The organism is Lactobacillus huangpiensis (genome assembly GCF_019972815.1).
Classification (GTDB): Bacteria; Bacillota; Bacilli; order Lactobacillales; family Lactobacillaceae; genus Lactobacillus; species Lactobacillus huangpiensis.
The window spans coordinates 55103-73009 of record NZ_BPPA01000003.1; the positions used below are offsets into that span (position 1 = coordinate 55103).

A 17907-nucleotide genomic window follows, 5' to 3' on the forward strand; every position below is an offset into this window, starting at 1 on the left:
TGGGCTTTTTTGCGTACTTAAAAATAGGAGTTGAGAAAATGGATTGGGAAAAAATAAAAACTTTTATTGATGAGCACAAAAAGTATTTTTTCATTGGATTGGCATGTCTAATGGCAGTTTTTTTAATTGAGCTTAAGAAGTCAGGATCCAACGAAAATTTAAGTGATTTCGATGATGAAAACACTGAGTTTTTGCAAAGTAAAAAAGACAACACTGACAACTTGACTGGTAAAACGAACTCAAATGAAATAAAAACAGAAGAAATTGCTGCAGATAAGCCTAAAAATGTCACGTGTGACATTTCAGGTGCGGTTAATCATCAAGGAGTATACACACTAAAAAATGGAGCACGATTGAATGAGTTGATTGCCGCAGCAGGAGGTATTAAAGGCAATGCTCAGCTAAAAAGGGTTAACCGGGCTTTGATATTGAAAGATCAGGATAAGATTCATATTCCTTATAAAGGAGAAAAAATAAAGGCAGATCAAGTGGTAGAATCGGTTTCATCTAATTCATCTGACTCGGTTTCTGGTGAATTTAATGGCAACAATAGTGGTCCAACGACTGCAGGCAATAAAGTAAACATCAATACCGCAAATGCACAACAATTACAACAGCTTAATGGTATTGGAGAGAAAAAAGCACAGCAAATTATTGCTTATCGTCAAAAGAGTGGCCAATTTAAATCCATAGAAGAACTGAAGCAGGTATCTGGAATCGGAGAAAAAACATTTGTGGCACTTAAAGACCAATTGGAAGTTTGATGTTTTAAAACCAGGTTTCCTTCTTGTATTAGCATTATTACTGATAGATTTAAGTTTTTTATACTATCAATGCGATACCTTAATTCAAAAGTCATGTTCTTTTTTAATAGCCGCTTATCTCTCATATTTGCTTTTTTATAAGTTTAATTCTTTAAGATGGTTTTCTCTTGTAATACTTTTTATAGCTTTTTTTGCAACTTGCTTCGATAAAAAGCAAACTGACTTTGTAGTCAGTCCAAGATCTCAAATAGTTTTTTACCCTGATCAAATTGATATTTTTGACGATTGGTTCACAGTTGATGGTCAAGTAGAAAAAGGCAAAGTAAAAGTCTCTGGGAGAATAAACTCAAGCCAGATACAACAAATAAAATCAGGGTACAGAGTTAAACTTTATTGTTTATCTGGTGATGTAAATCCGATTGAACCGGCTTCTAACTATGGACAATTTGACTTGCAAAAATTTTATCGATATAAAAATATTTCTCAAGAAGTTAAACTAACAAGCTATAGAATTAAAATTGACAAGAGTGGCATTTGGAACTATTTGCATTTTTTGCGATTCAATTTAAAAAAATTTTTTCAGCAAATGCCACCAATTTTATCTTTTTTTAGTAGTGAACTGATCCTAGGTGAAAATCCAAGTCGAAGATTTCAAACAATTCTGAATAATTATCGTGACCTTGGCGTAATTCATATTTTGAGTATTTCTGGTCTGCATGTTGGTATTTATACCTTACTAATCAGTAAATTTTGTTATTTTTTAAAATTAACAGAGGGCGAGACATTTGTTTTTTGTTTGATTATTTTGCTTGTAGGGATTTTTCTCAGTAATAGTCAAGTTGGTTTTATCAGAGCAAGTTTGACCTATATTTTGGGTCAACTCTTCTCTATAAATAAATTGCAAATTAACAAAAGTGATTTACTTGGACTTACTGCAATCTTGCATTTAATAATCAATCCTCGTTTAATGATGAGTACTGGCGCAGTTCTAAGCTATATTTTAGCCCTGGGTTTGGAAATGACTAATCACATGACTAAATTTAAGCAGTCATTTTCTTTAAATAATCTCTTACTGCCATTGCTTTTATTTTACTTTTTTCAATTTAATATACTAACTGTTTTTTTTAATCTGTTAATTGTGCCATATTTCAACTGGGTAGTAATGCCTTTAACCTTTTTAAACTTGTTGATCTTTAGAATTAATCCAAAATGCAGTATTTTATTTGAAAGGATACTTGAACTTGGAGAAAAGCAAATTGCACAAATTTCTAACAGTAAAATCGGCCTTTTAACATTTGGCAAAATAAACTGGTGGCAATGTCTTTTTTTATTAATTCTGACGTCTATTATATTGATTTGGATAAATGAAAAACCAAACTGTAAAAAAATAATAAAAAGATTTATAGTATGTCTTTTATTTATATATGGATTAGTTTTTTTGACAATTCATTTCCCACTTCAAGGTCAAGTAACTTTCATTGACGTTGGCCAAGGAGACAGCATTTTTATTTCTACTCCGATTTTTAGAAAAGTTTATTTAATAGATGTCGGCGGAAAACTTAATTTTAATGGCAAAAAAATAAATCCGCAGGTTAACAAAATTACTCTCCCATTTTTGAAAGCACAGGGTATAAGCAAAATTAACGGGATATTTATTACACACCAAGATGCAGATCATGTAGGTGATTTGAAGCCACTTTTGAATCAAATCAAAGTAGAAAAATTATATGTGGCACGAGGACTAATTCAAAATCCTTCTTTTCAAAAAAGAATCACTGGAAAAATCAAGAAAGACCAAATTATACAATTGTTAGCAGGGAATGAAGTTAATGACTCTCAACTATCTTTTCAGACTGTTTATCCTTTTAAGCCAGGCTTAGGAAAAAATGAAGATTCTCTTTCTTTAACATTTAAACTGGCCGGCAAAAGATGGCTTTTTACTGGCGATTTAGGTCAAGAAGGTGAGTTGGAGATCATGAATCAGTACCATTTGCATGTTAATTACTTCAAGCTGGGTCATCATGGTAGTCGTACTGCTTCAAATAAAGAATTCCTAAAAGCTTTACGTCCAGAAAGAGTTTTTATTTCTGCTGGTCGCAGAAATCGCTTTGGTCATCCCCATCCTGAGACCATAGAAACTCTGCAGACTCAACATATTCCGTGGGCATCGACACAAGACTGTGGTATGATTACTTGGACTTATGGTGCTTTTGTGAAGCCTAAATTCAAAAGATTTTTACCGGTGATTAAGAAATGACATTACTTTCATTATTTAAAGATTCTAATAAGAAAACTGCTCATACTCTGATTAATGGCGGTGACGCTTTCTTAAACGAATATATTGCTGATTCATATATTCATGAGGAAGAATTGTCAGAATATGAGAAAATTTCTGTTGATTGCGATTCAGAAGGGTTAGATGAATTAATTGCTGATCTCACTGAATCGAGTCTTTTCAGTCAGAAAAAGGTAATAACAATTAAAAATCCATTTTTTCTAACAGCAAAAGTCCCTAAGAAATTTCAAAAGCAAATTTCAAAACTGCAAAATATTTTTGAGAATATTACGCAACTGGATGATATTTTAGTAATTGTTTCTTCATATGAAAAAATTGATCGGCGAAAGAAAATAACAAAGCTCATTACGAATCATTTTAATGTTGTTGAAACTGAAATTCGACCCTATGAATTGAGTAAATTTATCAGAAATTTGATTTCTATGGAGGGGTATCAAATTACTAGCTCTGCTTTAAATCTTTTATTAGAACGCAGCGATCAAGTGGTAGATACTGTTTTGAGTAATTATAATAAGTTGAAAATGATTACGGATAACAGAAAAATTACAACTGAATTAGTTGAAAAAAATGTTGATTTGTCATTAGCACAAAATATTTTTGCCATATTGGATTCAGCGTTAAATAGCAATTACCAGGAAGCTTTGGCAAGACTAAGTAATCAATTGCACAATGGCAACAATCCAATACAGATTCTTGCTGTATTTGAAAATCAGTTAGAAATGAGTTTGATTGTTAAGGTTCTTAAAGAGAGAGGACGCAGTGAACCTGAAATTGTAAAAACGCTGGGTGTTCATCCATACCGAGTTAAATTAGCTCTAAAAAATAGAGTATCGCCAGATAAGATAGCAAGATTATTAAAGCAGGCAATTAAGTTGGATTTTAATTATAAGAGTGGTCAATACCGAGAAGACAATTTCTTAAAACTTTTTATTCTCAGTGTTTGAATTTTGGTAGAAATAAAAAGACAGAAATGAAATCATTTCTGTCTTTTTATTTTTTAATTAAGCAAGATCGTTATTTTGCAAGTTTTGCTAAACGGCTTTTATCACGGTTAGCTTTATTCTTATGAATAAGACCTTTAGAAGCAGCTTTATCTAATGCACGAGCAGCAGCTACGTGTAATTCGGAGGCATTTTCAGCACCGGCAGCTTGAGCAGTCTTAAACTTTTTAACTGCAGTCCTTAACTGATTCATTTGAGCAGCATTACGCTTTCTTGTAGCATCTTGAGTCTTAACACGCTTAATAGCTGATTTGATTTGTGGCATAAATTTCACCTCCATTGATCGTAATTCTACTTTATAGATTATACTGAAAGATAAATGCAGATGCAAGATAAATAATACTTGCTTTTTAAAAAATTTGTCTGTATTATACTATTGTTGTGAACCGTTAACGCTGTTTGCGCGCTCACACCTGACGGTTAACGTTGTTAACGGCAATTATTCTAGTGAAAGGTGAAAATAATATGGCAATTTCAAAAGCAGAAAAAGATGAAATAATTCAAAAATTTGCGACTCACGAGGGTGATACAGGTTCAACTGAGGTTCAGGTAGCTATCTTGACTACAGATATTAACAACCTGACTGAACATATGCGGAATCATTCACATGACCATCATTCATATGTTGGCTTGTTGAAGAAAATAGGTCACCGTCGTAACTTACTTCGTTATTTACAAAATAAGGATATTAATCGTTATCGTGAATTAATCAAGAAGTTAGGTTTGCGTCGTTAATTAGTTGAAATGTCAGAAAAGCTGATTCAATTAGGAATCGGCTTTTTTATTTTTGTCAAAATACCATTTTATGCTAGAATAAAAAAAGATACTTTTTACGTTGTGATCATATGATCCATAAATAACAACTGAATAGCAAATTAAGGAAAAGGAAATATAATGACTGATCAAGTTAAAATTATGATTTTGAGCGGCGTTCGTGAACAAGGAAAAGACATGTTCGCTGTTCAAGTTAATGATGAAATTTTTGTTCTTGATGCTGGTCTTAAATATCCTGACAGCACATTGTTTGGAATTGATCTGGTTATTCCAGATTTAGACTTTTTTGAGCAATATGCTGATCAGGTGGTCGGTATCTTTTTAACACATGGACATGCAGACTCTATAGGAGCTTTGCCGTATATTTTGAGAAAGTATGATATACCAGTTTTTGGGTCACAGCTCACAATAGAACTGGCAAAAATAACAGTTAAACGGGAAAATAAGCGCTGTAAAAACACTCTTTTTCATGTTATTGATGCCGAAACAGAGATTGATTTTAAAAATGCTAATATATCATTTTTCCCGACTACTCATTCTATTCCAGATTCGCTAGGAATAGATGTGCATACTCCTGCAGGAGAAGTTGTTTATACCGGAGATTTTAAGTTTGATCCTTCTGCAGCCCCTAAGTACCGTACGGATTTAGACCGCTTAGCAGAAATTGGACAAAAGAAAGTTTTAGCACTTTTAAGTGACTCTTCAAATGCTGAAGCATCTTTGCCCAATGTTGCCGAGCAGGAGATTGGGGACTATGTAACAAATGTTTTTCGGAATGCCAAGGGCAGAGTAATTGTCGCTGCCAAAGCATCTAATCTGATTAGAATTCAGGAAGTCTTAAATGCCGCTCATAAAACTGGCAGACGCGTTTTGCTGACGGGCAGAGATTTAGCTAAAATAGTCCGTACTGCCATGAATCTTGGTTATTTGAATGTTCCTAAAGGCTTGTTGATGCGTGTTAAAGATTTAAAAGAAACTCCTGATGAAAAAACGGTTATTCTTGAAACCGGCCAAATGGGTGAGCCTTTAAACTCTTTACAAAAAATGGCAAAAAAACGTCACAGTATGATAACGATTCATAAGGGAGACTTGGTTTTTATTGCTACAACGCCTTCTCATTCAGTAGAGACTATTGTGGCTCAAACAAGTGATATGGTTTATCGTGCTGGTGGTACTGTAATTCAACTAGGTAAAGCAAAACATACCAGTGGACATGCGACGGGTCGTGATTTACAACTGCTTATTGAAATTATAAAGCCACAATTTTTAATTCCGGTAATAGGTGAATATCGATTACTGGAAATTCACAAAGATTTGGCAATCAGAGCTGGACTTAAAAAAGATGATATTTTTATCACTAAAAATGGTGATTGCTTAAGCTATGATTTTAATCAAAAACGACTTTATTTGACGGATCCTGTTCCTGGAGAGGACACAATGATTGATGGGTCTGGAATTGGTGATGTGGGCAATATTGTTTTACGCGATCGCGAAGTTTTGTCCGATGATGGCATCTTTATTGCAGTAGTTACTATTGATCGTCGCAAGAAAAAAATTGTTGCTCAACCGCAGGTTACAAGCAGAGGATTTGTATATATTAAGGCAAATCAGCAGTTGATGCGTGACAGCATTGAGCTTATTAAAAAGACAATAACTAATAATTTCGAACACAAAAAATTTGACTGGACTGAAATTAAACAGGATGTTCGTAATGACTTGGAAAAATTTCTTTACCGCAAAACCAATAGACGCCCGGTAGTTTTGCCAGTTGTAATGGAAGTTAACCAAAACAGACATCGAGCAATGCAAAAAAGAAATAGCAAAAATGATATGCCAAAAAAGGAAACTCATCACCCAGTTGATGTTAATAAGACCGGTCAAAGAATTATCAAGAAAGATTAACTATGACTTCACTCAGTCAAAAAAATTTAATTAATCTGGCAAAAAGAAATGAAGCAAATGGTGATTTGGCTCAGGCTATTCAAAATTTAGAAGAAGCTTTAAGGGATGGTCACAGCGACGAGGTTGTTCTTAATTTATGTGAGCTATATATTAAGAACAAGCAGAGTTATTCTGCTTATGAATTAATTAAAGAAGAAAAGGATCTTTTCACTAATTCTAAAATTTTTGCTGAATATAGTAAAATTCTTAAAAAAAACAATTTTTTTATTGAAGCCTTAGAAATTAAGAATGTCACTAAATATGAATTGTCAGATTCGGTAGAACCTGTTAGTTCAGAATTGCAACAAAAAATAATGGTTGCTTTTAGGAAAAAATCCAAACCGACAAAATATGATTATGAGCAGCTATTTAAACTCGACTTATCGAATTTTAAAAATTTTGCACAAAGCTTATTGATCGATCCGAGTTTAAATTTCGCAGTTCGCCTAGTTTTATGTGAGGATTTGTTTCGTCTTGGTCTCAGCAGTAAATTTAAAGTGCTAGTATTAGGGCAGAAAGAGGAATTTATTCCAAAGAAAATCAATTTGCTTGAAAAGGATCCGGTTTATCGTGAAGTTGTTTCAGGCATTGGCTCACGATACTACCATAGGCCTAGTCAAATTCCAGCTGTATTAGGTGAAGTTAATTTGATTTTAGGAAGTCTTTATCCTAAACTAAATAAGTATGTTGATGATCCCGACAGTTTTGCCAGTGATATTGCTTCTTATATTGATAATCATGATGGCAGAAGCAATCAGAAGCTGTTTGAGAAAATCGATAATAATATATCCGAATAAAATTGGATAAAATGCCTTTACTTTTTCAAAGTATTTAGTATAATAGCAAAGGACGTTTTCATTAGGCATGGCTCTATGCATTAAAATACTAGGCATTTGCCAATGAAAGTAGTACAATATTCAACAGAGAACTATCCGTTACTTACTCAACGGACTTCTTGCAAATTTACAGGAGGGTCATTTTAATGGCAGAAAAAGAACATTACGTAAGAACAAAGCCACACGTAAACATTGGTACTATCGGTCACGTTGACCATGGTAAGACCACTTTAACGGCGGCTATTACTAAAGTTTTATCAGAAAAGGGCTTAGCTAAAGCAGAGGATTACTCAGAAATCGATGCAGCCCCAGAGGAAAAGGAACGTGGTATTACTATTAATACCGCTCACGTAGAGTACGAAACTGAAAATCGTCACTACGCTCACATGGATGCCCCAGGTCACGCCGACTACATTAAGAACATGATTACCGGTGCTGCCCAAATGGATGGAGCTATCTTGGTTGTTGCCGCAACTGATGGTCCTATGCCACAAACTCGTGAACACATTTTACTTGCTCGTCAAGTTGGTGTTAACTACATCGTTGTTTTCTTGAACAAGACTGATTTAGTTGACGACCCAGAATTGATTGACTTAGTTGAGATGGAAGTTCGTGACTTGTTAACTGAATACGATTACCCTGGTGATGATATTCCAGTTATCCGTGGTTCAGCTTTGAAAGCTTTACAAGGAGACAAGGAACAAGAAGAAGTTATCATGAAGTTGATGGACACAGTTGATGAATATATTCCAACTCCTGAACGTCAAACTGATAAACCATTCTTGATGCCAGTTGAAGATGTCTTCACAATCACAGGTCGTGGTACCGTTGCTTCAGGTCGTATTGATCGTGGTACAGTTAAGATTGGTGATGAAGTTGAAATTGTCGGCTTGGTAGATAAAGTTCTTAAATCAGTTGTTACTGGTTTGGAAATGTTCCACAAGACTTTGGATTTAGGTGAAGCCGGAGATAACGTTGGTGTGTTACTTCGTGGTATTGACCGTGATCAAGTCGTTCGTGGACAAGTTTTAGCTGCACCTGGCTCAATTCAGACTCACCACGAATTTAAGGGACAAGTTTACGTTTTGAAGAAAGAGGAAGGCGGACGTCATACCCCATTCTTCTCAGACTACCGTCCACAATTCTATTTCCACACTACTGATATTACTGGTGAAATTGAATTACCAGAAGGTACTGAGATGGTTATGCCTGGTGATAACACAGAGTTTACTGTTAAATTAATTAAACCAGCAGCCATTGAAAAGGGTACTAAGTTCACTATCCGTGAAGGTGGTCGTACTGTTGGTGCTGGTCAAGTTACTGAAATTCTTGATTAGTTCGTTAAAAACAGTTTAAAAAGATGTACTTCTTCATAGAAGTACATCTTTTTTTGCCTAAGTTTGTTTTTTGCGACCGTTTAATGTAAGATAATTTAGTGTGTAAAGATGCAATTTAACTTGACATTGGAGGTATTTAATTAATGTCTGTAAAATGGAATAAAACCGATAAAACTACCGGTGAACTTACTTTTGATATTCCCCAAGCTGATGTAAAGCGTGGGCTAAATCAAGCATTTAGAAGGGTAAAGAACAGCTTACGTGTTCCTGGCTTTAGAAAAGGACATGTTTCTCGTGTGATCTTTGATCAATATTATGGTGAAGAATCATTATATGAAAATGCATTGAATATTGTTCTACCAGATGCGTATGAAGCAGCGATTAAGGAAGCTGATATTGCGGCTGTAGGTCAACCACAAATTTTGCCGGTTTCAATGGAAAAGGGTAAAGATTGGCAAATGAAAGCCACTGTTACTGTTCAACCTGAGGTAAAACTTGGCGAATATAAGGGAGTTGAAGTTCCTAAACAAAACACTCGAGTATATGCCAAAGATGTTGATGCCAAATTAAAAGAAGAGCGTGAAAAGAATGCTGAGTTAGTACTGAAGAAGAGTGCTGCAGCTAAAGGTGACACAGTTACCATTGATTATAAAGGAACAGTAGATGGGAAGGCCTTTGATGGCGGTTCAGCGGATGATTATTCACTTGAATTAGGTTCTAATACATTTATTCCTGGCTTTGAAGACCAATTAATAGGTCACAAGGCAGGAGACGATGTAGACGTAGTCGTAACTTTTCCGGAAGATTATGGTGCAAAAGATTTAGCTGGTAAGGAAGCTCATTTTGCTACCAAAATTCATGAAGTTAAATCGAAGCAGCTACCTAAATTAGATGATGAATTTGCTAAAGATGTTGATGATTCTGTTGATACTCTTGATGATTTAAAAGAAAAGATCAAGAAGGATCTTAAGGCGAAGAAAGAAGAAGCTGCACAAGACGAAATTGAAAAAGCCGCAATTGAAAGTGCTGTTGCCAATGCTACTATTGATGAAATTCCGAATGCTATGATTCAGGAAGACATTAACACGCAAATGAATCAATATCTAGGTAATATGCAACGTCAAGGAATCAGTCCTGAAACATATTACAAGATAACTAATACTACAGAAGATCAATTACGCTCACAATTTGCTAAGGATGCTGAAGAGAGAGTTAAAACTAACCTGGTACTTGAAGCAATTGTCAAAAAAGAAGGCATTAAAGCTACTAAAGAAGAAATTGACAAAGAGATAAAAGATTTAGCTAGTGAATATAATATGGATGAAAAAACTGTCCGTAACACTCTGACTGATGACATGCTTTCGCATGATATCAATGTACGTAAGGCTATTAATATTGTAGCTGACAACGCAAAACAAGTTTCTAAATCTAAAACTAAAAAAGACGAAAAAAAGTCTGATAAAAAGTAGAGTTTTAAATTCTGAGTAAAAAGGTGGTGTTGTACTGCCTTTTTATTTTTTACAAGCATATAATTCATATACCACCCGTATTTTATGCTAATCTTAGACTTGTAAATACAAGGAGGAATAGAATGGCTTCACAATTTACTGATCAAGAGGTAATTAAATGTTCCTTTTGTGATAAAACACAAGATCAAGTTAAAAAGATGATTGCTGGCAACGGGGTTTATATTTGTAATGAGTGTGTAGATCTTTCAAAAAGAATTATTGACGATGAGTTAAAATCCGATTCTTTAAAAAAGGCACAGGATTTGCCAAAGCCAATGGAAATCAAAAAGCAACTTGATCAGTATGTTATTGGTCAAGAGCGAGCAAAGAAGATTTTGTCAGTTGCAGTTTATAATCATTATAAGCGTGTTACGCAAATGGATGTAGATTCTTCAACTGAGTTGCAAAAATCAAATATTGCTCTGATTGGACCAACAGGTTCAGGTAAAACATACTTGGCTCAAACTTTGGCCCGCATTTTAGATGTGCCATTTGCGATAGCTGATGCAACTACCTTAACTGAGGCAGGGTATGTTGGAGAAGATGTTGAAAACATTTTACTTAAATTGTTACAAAATGCAGATTACGACATAGAACGCGCAGAGCGAGGAATCATTTACATTGATGAAATAGATAAAATATCTAAAAAATCTGAAAATGTTTCAATTACCAGGGATGTTTCTGGAGAAGGCGTTCAGCAATCATTATTAAAAATTTTGGAAGGTACTATTGCTTCCGTACCACCGCAAGGTGGTCGTAAACACCCTCAGCAAGAATTAATACAGATAGATACCACCAACATTTTGTTTATAGTTGGTGGAGCTTTCGATGGTATCGAACAAATTGTCAAAAGCCGTTTGGGTAAAAAAGTAATTGGTTTTAGTGCTGAAAACGAGCTTAATAAAGTACAAGATGATTCTTGGACTAAGCATTTAACGACAGGAGATTTGGTCAAGTTTGGACTGATTCCAGAGTTTATTGGGCGTATTCCTATTATTGCTACATTAGATAAGTTAGATAGAAATGATTTAGTTAGAATTTTAACCGAACCTAAGAACGCGCTGGTAAAGCAATATAAAAAATTGATGTCGCTTGATCAGGTTAACTTAGAATTTACCCCAGATGCTTTAAAAGCCATTGCAGATTTAGCCATCGAACGAAATATGGGAGCACGTGGCTTGCGGACAATAATTGAAAATGCGATGATGGGCATCATGTATAAAACTCCTAGTGAGCCTGATATTGAAAACGTTAAAGTTACTGAAGATGTCATTGAAAAAAATGCCGAACCAAACGTAACAAGACGTAAAGAGGATGATCAGGAAAATAATGAAGAAATAAAGGCAGCTAATGATCATTAAAGATAGTTCGTATGCAATCAGTGCTGTACGCGAGGATCAATATCCAACTGATAATTTGCCCGAAGTAGCACTTTCTGGTCGCTCTAATGTGGGCAAGTCGAGTTTAATAAATACATTATTGAATCGCAAAAACTTGGCGCGAACCTCTGCACAACCAGGAAAAACGCAAACCCTTAATTTCTATTTAGTAAATCATGCCTTTTATTTAGTCGATGTACCAGGGTATGGCTACGCCAAAGTTTCACAAAAAAAACGTGAACAGTTTGGTACTATGATTCAAGATTATCTTGAAACCAGGGCAAACTTACAAGGACTAATTATCCTAGTGGATGGTAGACATGAGCCTACTAAAAATGATATAGCTATGTATAATTATGCATTATATCTTAATATACCTATTTTGGTAGTTTGTACTAAAATTGATAAAGTTAAGAAAAGTCAGCAAAATCAGGTGCTTGCCATATTGAAACGAAAACTTGATTTAAATCATGATAACGTTGATGTTATTACTTTTAGTTCTGTCCAAAAGTTGCATGTTCAAGAAGTGTGGCAATGGATTGAACAAAATCTGTAAAATTTGCAAGAAAAAATGGTTCTCATTGGAGAACCATTTTTAATTGTCTTTGTCTTTAACTATTTTATCCTTGTTTTTAGCCAATTTTTTCTTTTTGTCATCAGGTACAGTAGCAAATTTATCAAATAGTTTTTCTAACTCGTCTTGTTTTTTAAAAGTTAACCCCATAATAATTTTTCCTTTCTGATTTTATTATAATAAAAAATAAGACTTCAAGCCAGAAAATACAATAATTTGTTAGCTTTAAATAAATATAATTATGTAAAGCTAATATTTTTAAATTTTAAGTTTCTAATAATCAAGTGATAACTAAGCAAAAGCAAATTTAAAACTATGAATTGTATGTTAAAATATGATAGCGAATTTGGGGAGTGATTTTTTGGCAACTCAGCTGATTGAAAATAAATTAAAACTTTTACCAGCTAAGCCTGGCTGTTACTTAATGAAAGATGTAAACGGCAAGGTTATTTATGTTGGCAAGTCGAAAAATCTCAGGAGTCGAGTACGTTCCTATTTCAAAAGTACTCAAGTTGGCAGAAGAGCGGAATTAGTTGAAGATATTCGAGATTATGATATCATCACCGTTTCAACTGATAAAGAAGCATTTTTGCTTGAAGTTACACTTATTAAAAAATATCAGCCATATTACAATGTGCAGTTAAAACAAGGAACGGGCTATCCATATATTGAAATTACTAATGAACGTGATCCACAAACCAAATTAACCAGTATTATTAGAAAAGATGGTGGTTATTATTTTGGACCTTATCCTAATGTTTATGCTGCACAGGCTACGCTTAAGTTTATTCAAAAAGTTTTTCCTTTAAGACGTTGCCATGGCAAGCAGGGCAGGCCTTGTTTGTATTATCATATGGGACAATGCTTGGGAGCATGTTTTAAAACGGTCCCTAAGTCAGTCTATGAAGCTCAAATAAAAAAGATTAAGAGCTTTTTAAACGGTGATATAGGTTGGGTAAAGAAAGATCTTAACGAAAAAATGGCAGCTGCATCTGAAAATCTTGAGTTTGAGCGAGCAGCTGAAATTCGTGATCAGCTTAATTACATTGAAGAAACCGTTGAAAAGCAAAAAATTATTTCAAATGACAATACTCAGCGTGACATATTTAATTTTTATGTTGATAAATCATGGATAGCTATTCAAATTTTCTTTTTACGGCAAGCAAAGCTGCTTAGAAGTGAGACTAGAATGTATCCACTGACAGACACTAACGATCCAGAAGATACGTTTGCGTCCTTTATTGTTCAATTTTATGGGCAAAAGAATAGAATACTGCCAAAAGAAGTTTTAATACCTGCCAAAATTGACAATGAGGCACTGAGTGAAGTCTTGCATGTGCCTGTGAGAACGCCAAAAAGAGGTCAAAAACGCTCTTTATTAAATATGGCAAAAGACAATGCAAAGCTCAAACTTGATGAGAAGTTTCGCTTATTAGAATTAGGAAATAGAAAAACAAAGGGTGCACAGAAAGAAATTTTTGATTCCTTAGGTTTGCCTTATGGTCATGTTATTGAAAGTTTTGACCATTCTCATATTCAAGGAGCTGATCCGGTTTCAGCTTTAGTCGTTTTTAAAGATGGTGAACCAGATAAAAACTCTTATCGTAAATATAAATTAAAGGGTGAAGTTGAGCATCAAAATGGTGGCGATGAGGTTCGTAATACTCGTGAAGTTGTTCGCAGAAGATATAGCAGACTACTTAAGGAACATAAACCAATGCCAGATCTAATTTTGATGGATGGTGGTCAAATTCAGGTAGATGCTTGTGAAGATATTTTACGCAATGAGCTGAACCTTAATATTCCAGTAGCTGGTATGGTCAAGGATAACAAACACAGAACCAACCACCTTTTATATGGAGATCCAATTAATGGAGTGCCTTTGAAATTAATACCCTTGAATCCAAAATCTCAAGGTTTCTATTTAATGACACGAATTCAAGATGAAGTACACCGCTTTGCAATCACTTTCCATAGAAGAACTCATGCTAAAAATGCTTTATCGAGCAAACTCGATTCAATTAAAGGGATCGGACCAAAAAGCAGAAATAAGCTTTTACGAAAATTTGGTTCTTTGAAAAAAATTAAAGAGGCCTCAATTGATGAATTACGTTCTGCTGGCTTAACATTGCCCCAAGCCCAGACAGTTAAGTTGACTTTGTAAATATCAATTTTTACCACAATAGTCTAAACTTTTTGTGGTATAGTGGTATAGTAATAAGGTTAAGAAAGACGGAAGGAGAATTTATATGCCCACATTTGTCGATCAAACTAAGATTGAAGTTCAAGCTGGTAAAGGCGGAGACGGCATGGTCGCTTTCCGCCATGAAAAATATGTCCCAAATGGTGGCCCCGCTGGTGGCGATGGTGGTCGTGGCGGTAGTATTATATTTGTCGCTGATAGCGGTTTGAGAACATTAATGGACTTTCGGTACCGCCGTAAGTTCAAGGCAGAAAATGGTGAAGATGGTCGCATAAAATCTCAATATGGTCGAGGAGCTAAGGATTTGTATCTTAAAGTTCCTGTTGGAACGACTGTATATGACTTTGATACCAATGAAGAAATTGGTGATCTAACTGAAAATAAACAAGAATTGGTTGTAGCGCATGGTGGTAAAGGTGGACGAGGCAATATTCACTTTGCAACGAGTGTTAATACTGCACCTGAAATTGCTGAAAACGGTGAACCTGGTGAAGACCGAGTATTGCGCCTAGAACTAAAGGTTTTGGCAGATGTTGGTCTTGTGGGTTTTCCTTCAGTTGGCAAGTCAACATTATTATCAGTTGTCACGAAAGCTAAACCCAAAATAGCTGCTTATTCTTTTACGACTTTAACGCCTAATTTGGGTATGGTTATTTTACCCGATAGTCGTGACTTTTCAATGGCTGATTTGCCTGGTTTGATTGAGGGAGCAAGTCATGGCGTAGGTCTTGGTATACAATTTTTACGTCATATTGAAAGAACAAAGGTGATTTTGCACTTGGTGGCGATGGATCCTGCTAATGGCCGAGATGCGCTTCGAGATTACCAGACAATTCGTCAAGAACTGTTAACTTATGATAAAAATCTAAAAGATAGAAAAGAAATAATTGTCGCAACTCAAATGGATATTTCTGGTGCAAGTGAAAAATTAAAACAATTCAAGAAAGATTTGAAAACGGAAAAAATCCAAGCGCCTGTTTATGCTATTTCAAGTGTGACACATGAAGGAATTGAACAATTGTTGCAGGATACTGCGACCGTAGTAGAGCAAGTAGAAAAAGAACGAGCATTGCAGAAGCCTGAACTTGTTCAAAAAGTAAAAGAGTATAAATATCAGGCAAGTCAAAAGAATGATTTTACTATCACCAAACTAGAAGATCATGTTTTTGAGATTAAAGGTGAAAACCTGGAAAGATTAGTGGAGCGAACCAATCTTGATTATCAGGATGGTGTTATGAGATTAGCTCGGAAGCTTAAGAATCTGGGAGTGGATGATGCTCTACGTAAAAAAGGAGCCGTTGACGGCGATGATGTAATAATTGGCTCATTCAACTTTGAATTTGTCCAATAATAAATAGAAAAGTTTTGAAACATGACAAAAAATCGATATATCACAGGATATTCTGGACTTAGAGCTTTGGCAGTAATTGGAGTGATTCTTTATCACTTCGATCCTAATACTTTTGTTGGCGGATATCTTGGCGTACCGATTTTTTTTGTTTTGTCAGGTTACCTGGTTACATGCCAAATACTAAAGGCGTATGATGAAAATGGGTTTTATAATACAAAAAAGTTTTATTGGAGTAGAATTAAAAAAATATATCCGCCATTAATTGCAGTATTGTGGATTTCTGCAGCGTATATAGTTTTATTTCAGCAGAATTTACTTGCCAAACTAAGTCAAATAGTTGTGGCAAACTTGCTTAATATCTATAATTTTTGGCAAATTTTAAATGGGCAGAGCTACTTTGAACGTTTTGCCGCTAGCGAATCTCCATTTGTCCATTTATGGACAATGTCAATTAACGGGCAATTTTATATACTGTGGCCATTAGTTATTTTCCTATTAGTAAAATATGGCAAAAAGAGAAAAAATATTTTTAGCATTTTACTAATTTTATCAATACTTTCCGCAATTGAAATGGCAATAATGTTTAAAACCGATGTTAATATCAATCGCATTTATTATGGCACAGACACTAGATTTTTTTCTTTAGGCCTAGGGGCTGCACTGGCTGTGGTTTGGCCATTGAACAAGTTGAAAAGAAATATCAAGCATAATTATTACCTTTTATTAGATATTTTCGGTCTGATTTCTTTTTGTGGAATCATAATTTTATTTCTTTCGCCAATAATGAATGCAGAGAAAGCATTTACCTATTTGGGTGGTATGTTTTTGTTCACGTTGTTTACAACGATACTGGTTGGTGTAACTGCTCATCCAGGGAGTCACTGGAATAAATGGTTAACCAACCCTATTTTTAATTGGATTGGCTCAAGAAGTTATGAAATTTATCTTTATCAGTTTCCTATAATGATTTTTTTTGAAGATAAAGTTTCCAATATGGCAGATCATGTTTTGCTTTATCGCTTTATTGAACTAATTTTGATAGTCATTTCAAGTGAGCTTGCATACAGAGTTGTAGAACAACCATTTGGAAAAATATCTTTACAAAAAGCAAAAAAATATTTGCAACAACTTCGCGATAAGAAATCAAAAAATTATTTTCAAAAAGTGTGGGCTATTCTTATAGGCTTGATTTTTTTAACTGGTAGCATTGCAATTTTAATTTCTCCTGCTGCACAAGCCCAAAATTTCAATCAAAGTCAATTGGCTCGCAGAATTAGAGCAAATCGCAAACAACAAAGAAAAGACAATAATGCTTTAATCAAGGAATACCAAAAAATTAGTCCCAGAGAACAAAAAAAGGCTAAACTTATAAAAGAAGCTAAACAAGCAGCAAAGAAACATCCAATAAAAAAATCTTTTGAGAAATTTGGTATCTCACAAATTGAAATTCAATTAGCACGTAAAATTGATTTGACTGCTATCGGTGATTCAGTTATGGCTGGCTCTAGCAATGATTTGAAAGATTTGTTGCCTAAGGCTGTGATTGATGCGGCTATTTCACGTCAACTAAATGTTTCGTTCGATTTATTAAAACATTATCAGAATGAGAATGTTTTAGGAAAGAATGTATTAATAGGTTTGGGTACTAATGGTCCATTTAAAATGTCTGATATAGATGATTTAATGAAGCAGTTAGGACATAAAAGACAGGTATTTTGGATAAACACATATGTACCGGCGAAGCCTTGGCAAAATGATGTTAATAATTTATTAAATGAGGCAGCGAAAAAATATCATAATTTTATGGTGATTAATTGGTATTCATATGCAAAGAATCATCCAAATTGGTTTTATGAAGATAAAACGCATCCAACACCAATAGGATCAAAGCACTACAGTGCTTTAATTGTTAAAGAAATAGTTGAAAATGCTAAGTATTAGAT

15 protein-coding genes are annotated in these 17907 nt (G+C 34.5%); 13 read left to right on the forward strand and 2 right to left on the reverse strand.

The features are described 5' to 3' along the window. Positions 1-38 precede the first annotated feature (38 nt). The 3 genes from LDM90_RS03505 to holA are packed head-to-tail and all read left to right on the forward strand — an operon-like array spanning position 39 to position 4004. Positions 39-764 carry a ComEA family DNA-binding protein gene (locus LDM90_RS03505; RefSeq protein ID WP_223896610.1) on the forward strand — a complete coding sequence of 242 codons (726 nt, stop codon included), beginning with the start codon at positions 39-41 and terminating at the stop codon, positions 762-764. Next, on the forward strand, positions 733-3021 hold the full coding sequence (locus LDM90_RS03510; protein WP_223896609.1) for a DNA internalization-related competence protein ComEC/Rec2: 2289 nt from the start codon (positions 733-735) through the stop codon (positions 3019-3021). Before LDM90_RS03505 ends, LDM90_RS03510 begins: the two co-directional genes overlap by 32 nt. After that, on the forward strand, positions 3018-4004 hold the full coding sequence (holA, locus tag LDM90_RS03515; RefSeq protein ID WP_198211764.1) for a DNA polymerase III subunit delta: 987 nt from the start codon (positions 3018-3020) through the stop codon (positions 4002-4004). Before LDM90_RS03510 ends, holA begins: the two co-directional genes overlap by 4 nt. A gap of 70 nt (positions 4005-4074) precedes the next feature. On the opposite strand, the gene rpsT is transcribed toward holA, so the two are convergent. Next, the gene (gene rpsT / locus LDM90_RS03520) at positions 4075-4326 is read right to left on the reverse strand and encodes a 30S ribosomal protein S20 (RefSeq protein ID WP_034979307.1); all 252 of its coding nucleotides are present in this window, start codon (positions 4324-4326) and stop codon (positions 4075-4077) included. A gap of 200 nt (positions 4327-4526) precedes the next feature. Between rpsT and rpsO the strand changes: the two genes are divergently transcribed. The 7 genes from rpsO (at position 4527) to yihA (ending at position 12392) form a co-directional block, all read left to right on the forward strand. Then, on the forward strand, positions 4527-4796 hold the full coding sequence (gene rpsO / locus LDM90_RS03525) for a 30S ribosomal protein S15 (protein ID WP_034979304.1): 270 nt from the start codon (positions 4527-4529) through the stop codon (positions 4794-4796). 159 nt (positions 4797-4955) lie between these two features. Continuing rightward, entirely contained in the window at positions 4956-6737 is a 1782-nt protein-coding gene (locus tag LDM90_RS03530) for a ribonuclease J (RefSeq protein ID WP_223898688.1), read from the forward strand. Between the two features lie 2 nt (positions 6738-6739). Continuing rightward, the gene (locus LDM90_RS03535) at positions 6740-7573 is read left to right on the forward strand and encodes a tetratricopeptide repeat protein (RefSeq protein WP_034979301.1); all 834 of its coding nucleotides are present in this window, start codon (positions 6740-6742) and stop codon (positions 7571-7573) included. Between the two features lie 185 nt (positions 7574-7758). Then, the gene (gene tuf, locus LDM90_RS03540) at positions 7759-8949 is read left to right on the forward strand and encodes an elongation factor Tu (protein WP_045928030.1); all 1191 of its coding nucleotides are present in this window, start codon (positions 7759-7761) and stop codon (positions 8947-8949) included. Between the two features lie 143 nt (positions 8950-9092). After that, positions 9093-10418, forward strand: a complete 1326-nt coding sequence (tig, locus tag LDM90_RS03545) for a trigger factor (RefSeq protein WP_198211765.1) — start codon at positions 9093-9095, stop codon at positions 10416-10418. Between the two features lie 122 nt (positions 10419-10540). Further along, positions 10541-11818 (forward strand): ATP-dependent Clp protease ATP-binding subunit ClpX, encoded by a 1278-nt coding sequence (clpX, locus tag LDM90_RS03550; protein ID WP_198211766.1) that lies wholly within the window; start codon positions 10541-10543, stop codon positions 11816-11818. Beyond that, a complete protein-coding gene (gene yihA, locus LDM90_RS03555) occupies positions 11808-12392 on the forward strand; it encodes a ribosome biogenesis GTP-binding protein YihA/YsxC (protein ID WP_223896608.1) in 585 nt (194 codons plus the stop codon). Before clpX ends, yihA begins: the two co-directional genes overlap by 11 nt. Positions 12393-12431: 39 nt before the next feature. On the opposite strand, the gene LDM90_RS09415 is transcribed toward yihA, so the two are convergent. Next, positions 12432-12560, reverse strand: a complete 129-nt coding sequence (locus tag LDM90_RS09415; RefSeq protein WP_255534797.1) for an SPJ_0845 family protein — start codon at positions 12558-12560, stop codon at positions 12432-12434. A 211-nt stretch (positions 12561-12771) separates the two neighbouring features. Between LDM90_RS09415 and uvrC the strand changes: the two genes are divergently transcribed. The 3 genes from uvrC (at position 12772) to LDM90_RS03570 (ending at position 17905) form a co-directional block, all read left to right on the forward strand. Then, the gene (gene uvrC / locus LDM90_RS03560; protein WP_198211768.1) at positions 12772-14574 is read left to right on the forward strand and encodes an excinuclease ABC subunit UvrC; all 1803 of its coding nucleotides are present in this window, start codon (positions 12772-12774) and stop codon (positions 14572-14574) included. 85 nt (positions 14575-14659) lie between these two features. Further along, the gene (obgE, locus tag LDM90_RS03565) at positions 14660-15964 is read left to right on the forward strand and encodes a GTPase ObgE (RefSeq protein WP_198211769.1); all 1305 of its coding nucleotides are present in this window, start codon (positions 14660-14662) and stop codon (positions 15962-15964) included. A 21-nt stretch (positions 15965-15985) separates the two neighbouring features. Beyond that, positions 15986-17905, forward strand: a complete 1920-nt coding sequence (locus LDM90_RS03570; protein ID WP_223896607.1) for an acyltransferase family protein — start codon at positions 15986-15988, stop codon at positions 17903-17905. Positions 17906-17907: the final 2 nt, after the last annotated feature.

Coding starts and splice junctions, on each gene's coding strand:
- rpsO (WP_034979304.1), top strand. CDS start 4,527: ATGGCAATTTCAAAAGCAGAAAAAGATGAAATAATTCAAAAATTTGCG.
- holA (WP_198211764.1), top strand. CDS start 3,018: ATGACATTACTTTCATTATTTAAAGATTCTAATAAGAAAACTGCTCAT.
- LDM90_RS03570 (WP_223896607.1), top strand. CDS start 15,986: ATGACAAAAAATCGATATATCACAGGATATTCTGGACTTAGAGCTTTG.
- tuf (WP_045928030.1), top strand. CDS start 7,759: ATGGCAGAAAAAGAACATTACGTAAGAACAAAGCCACACGTAAACATT.
- rpsT (WP_034979307.1), bottom strand. CDS start 4,326: ATGCCACAAATCAAATCAGCTATTAAGCGTGTTAAGACTCAAGATGCT.
- tig (WP_198211765.1), top strand. CDS start 9,093: ATGTCTGTAAAATGGAATAAAACCGATAAAACTACCGGTGAACTTACT.
- clpX (WP_198211766.1), top strand. CDS start 10,541: ATGGCTTCACAATTTACTGATCAAGAGGTAATTAAATGTTCCTTTTGT.
- yihA (WP_223896608.1), top strand. CDS start 11,808: ATGATCATTAAAGATAGTTCGTATGCAATCAGTGCTGTACGCGAGGAT.
- LDM90_RS03535 (WP_034979301.1), top strand. CDS start 6,740: ATGACTTCACTCAGTCAAAAAAATTTAATTAATCTGGCAAAAAGAAAT.
- LDM90_RS03530 (WP_223898688.1), top strand. CDS start 4,956: ATGACTGATCAAGTTAAAATTATGATTTTGAGCGGCGTTCGTGAACAA.
- obgE (WP_198211769.1), top strand. CDS start 14,660: ATGCCCACATTTGTCGATCAAACTAAGATTGAAGTTCAAGCTGGTAAA.
- LDM90_RS03505 (WP_223896610.1), top strand. CDS start 39: ATGGATTGGGAAAAAATAAAAACTTTTATTGATGAGCACAAAAAGTAT.
- LDM90_RS09415 (WP_255534797.1), bottom strand. CDS start 12,560: ATGGGGTTAACTTTTAAAAAACAAGACGAGTTAGAAAAACTATTTGAT.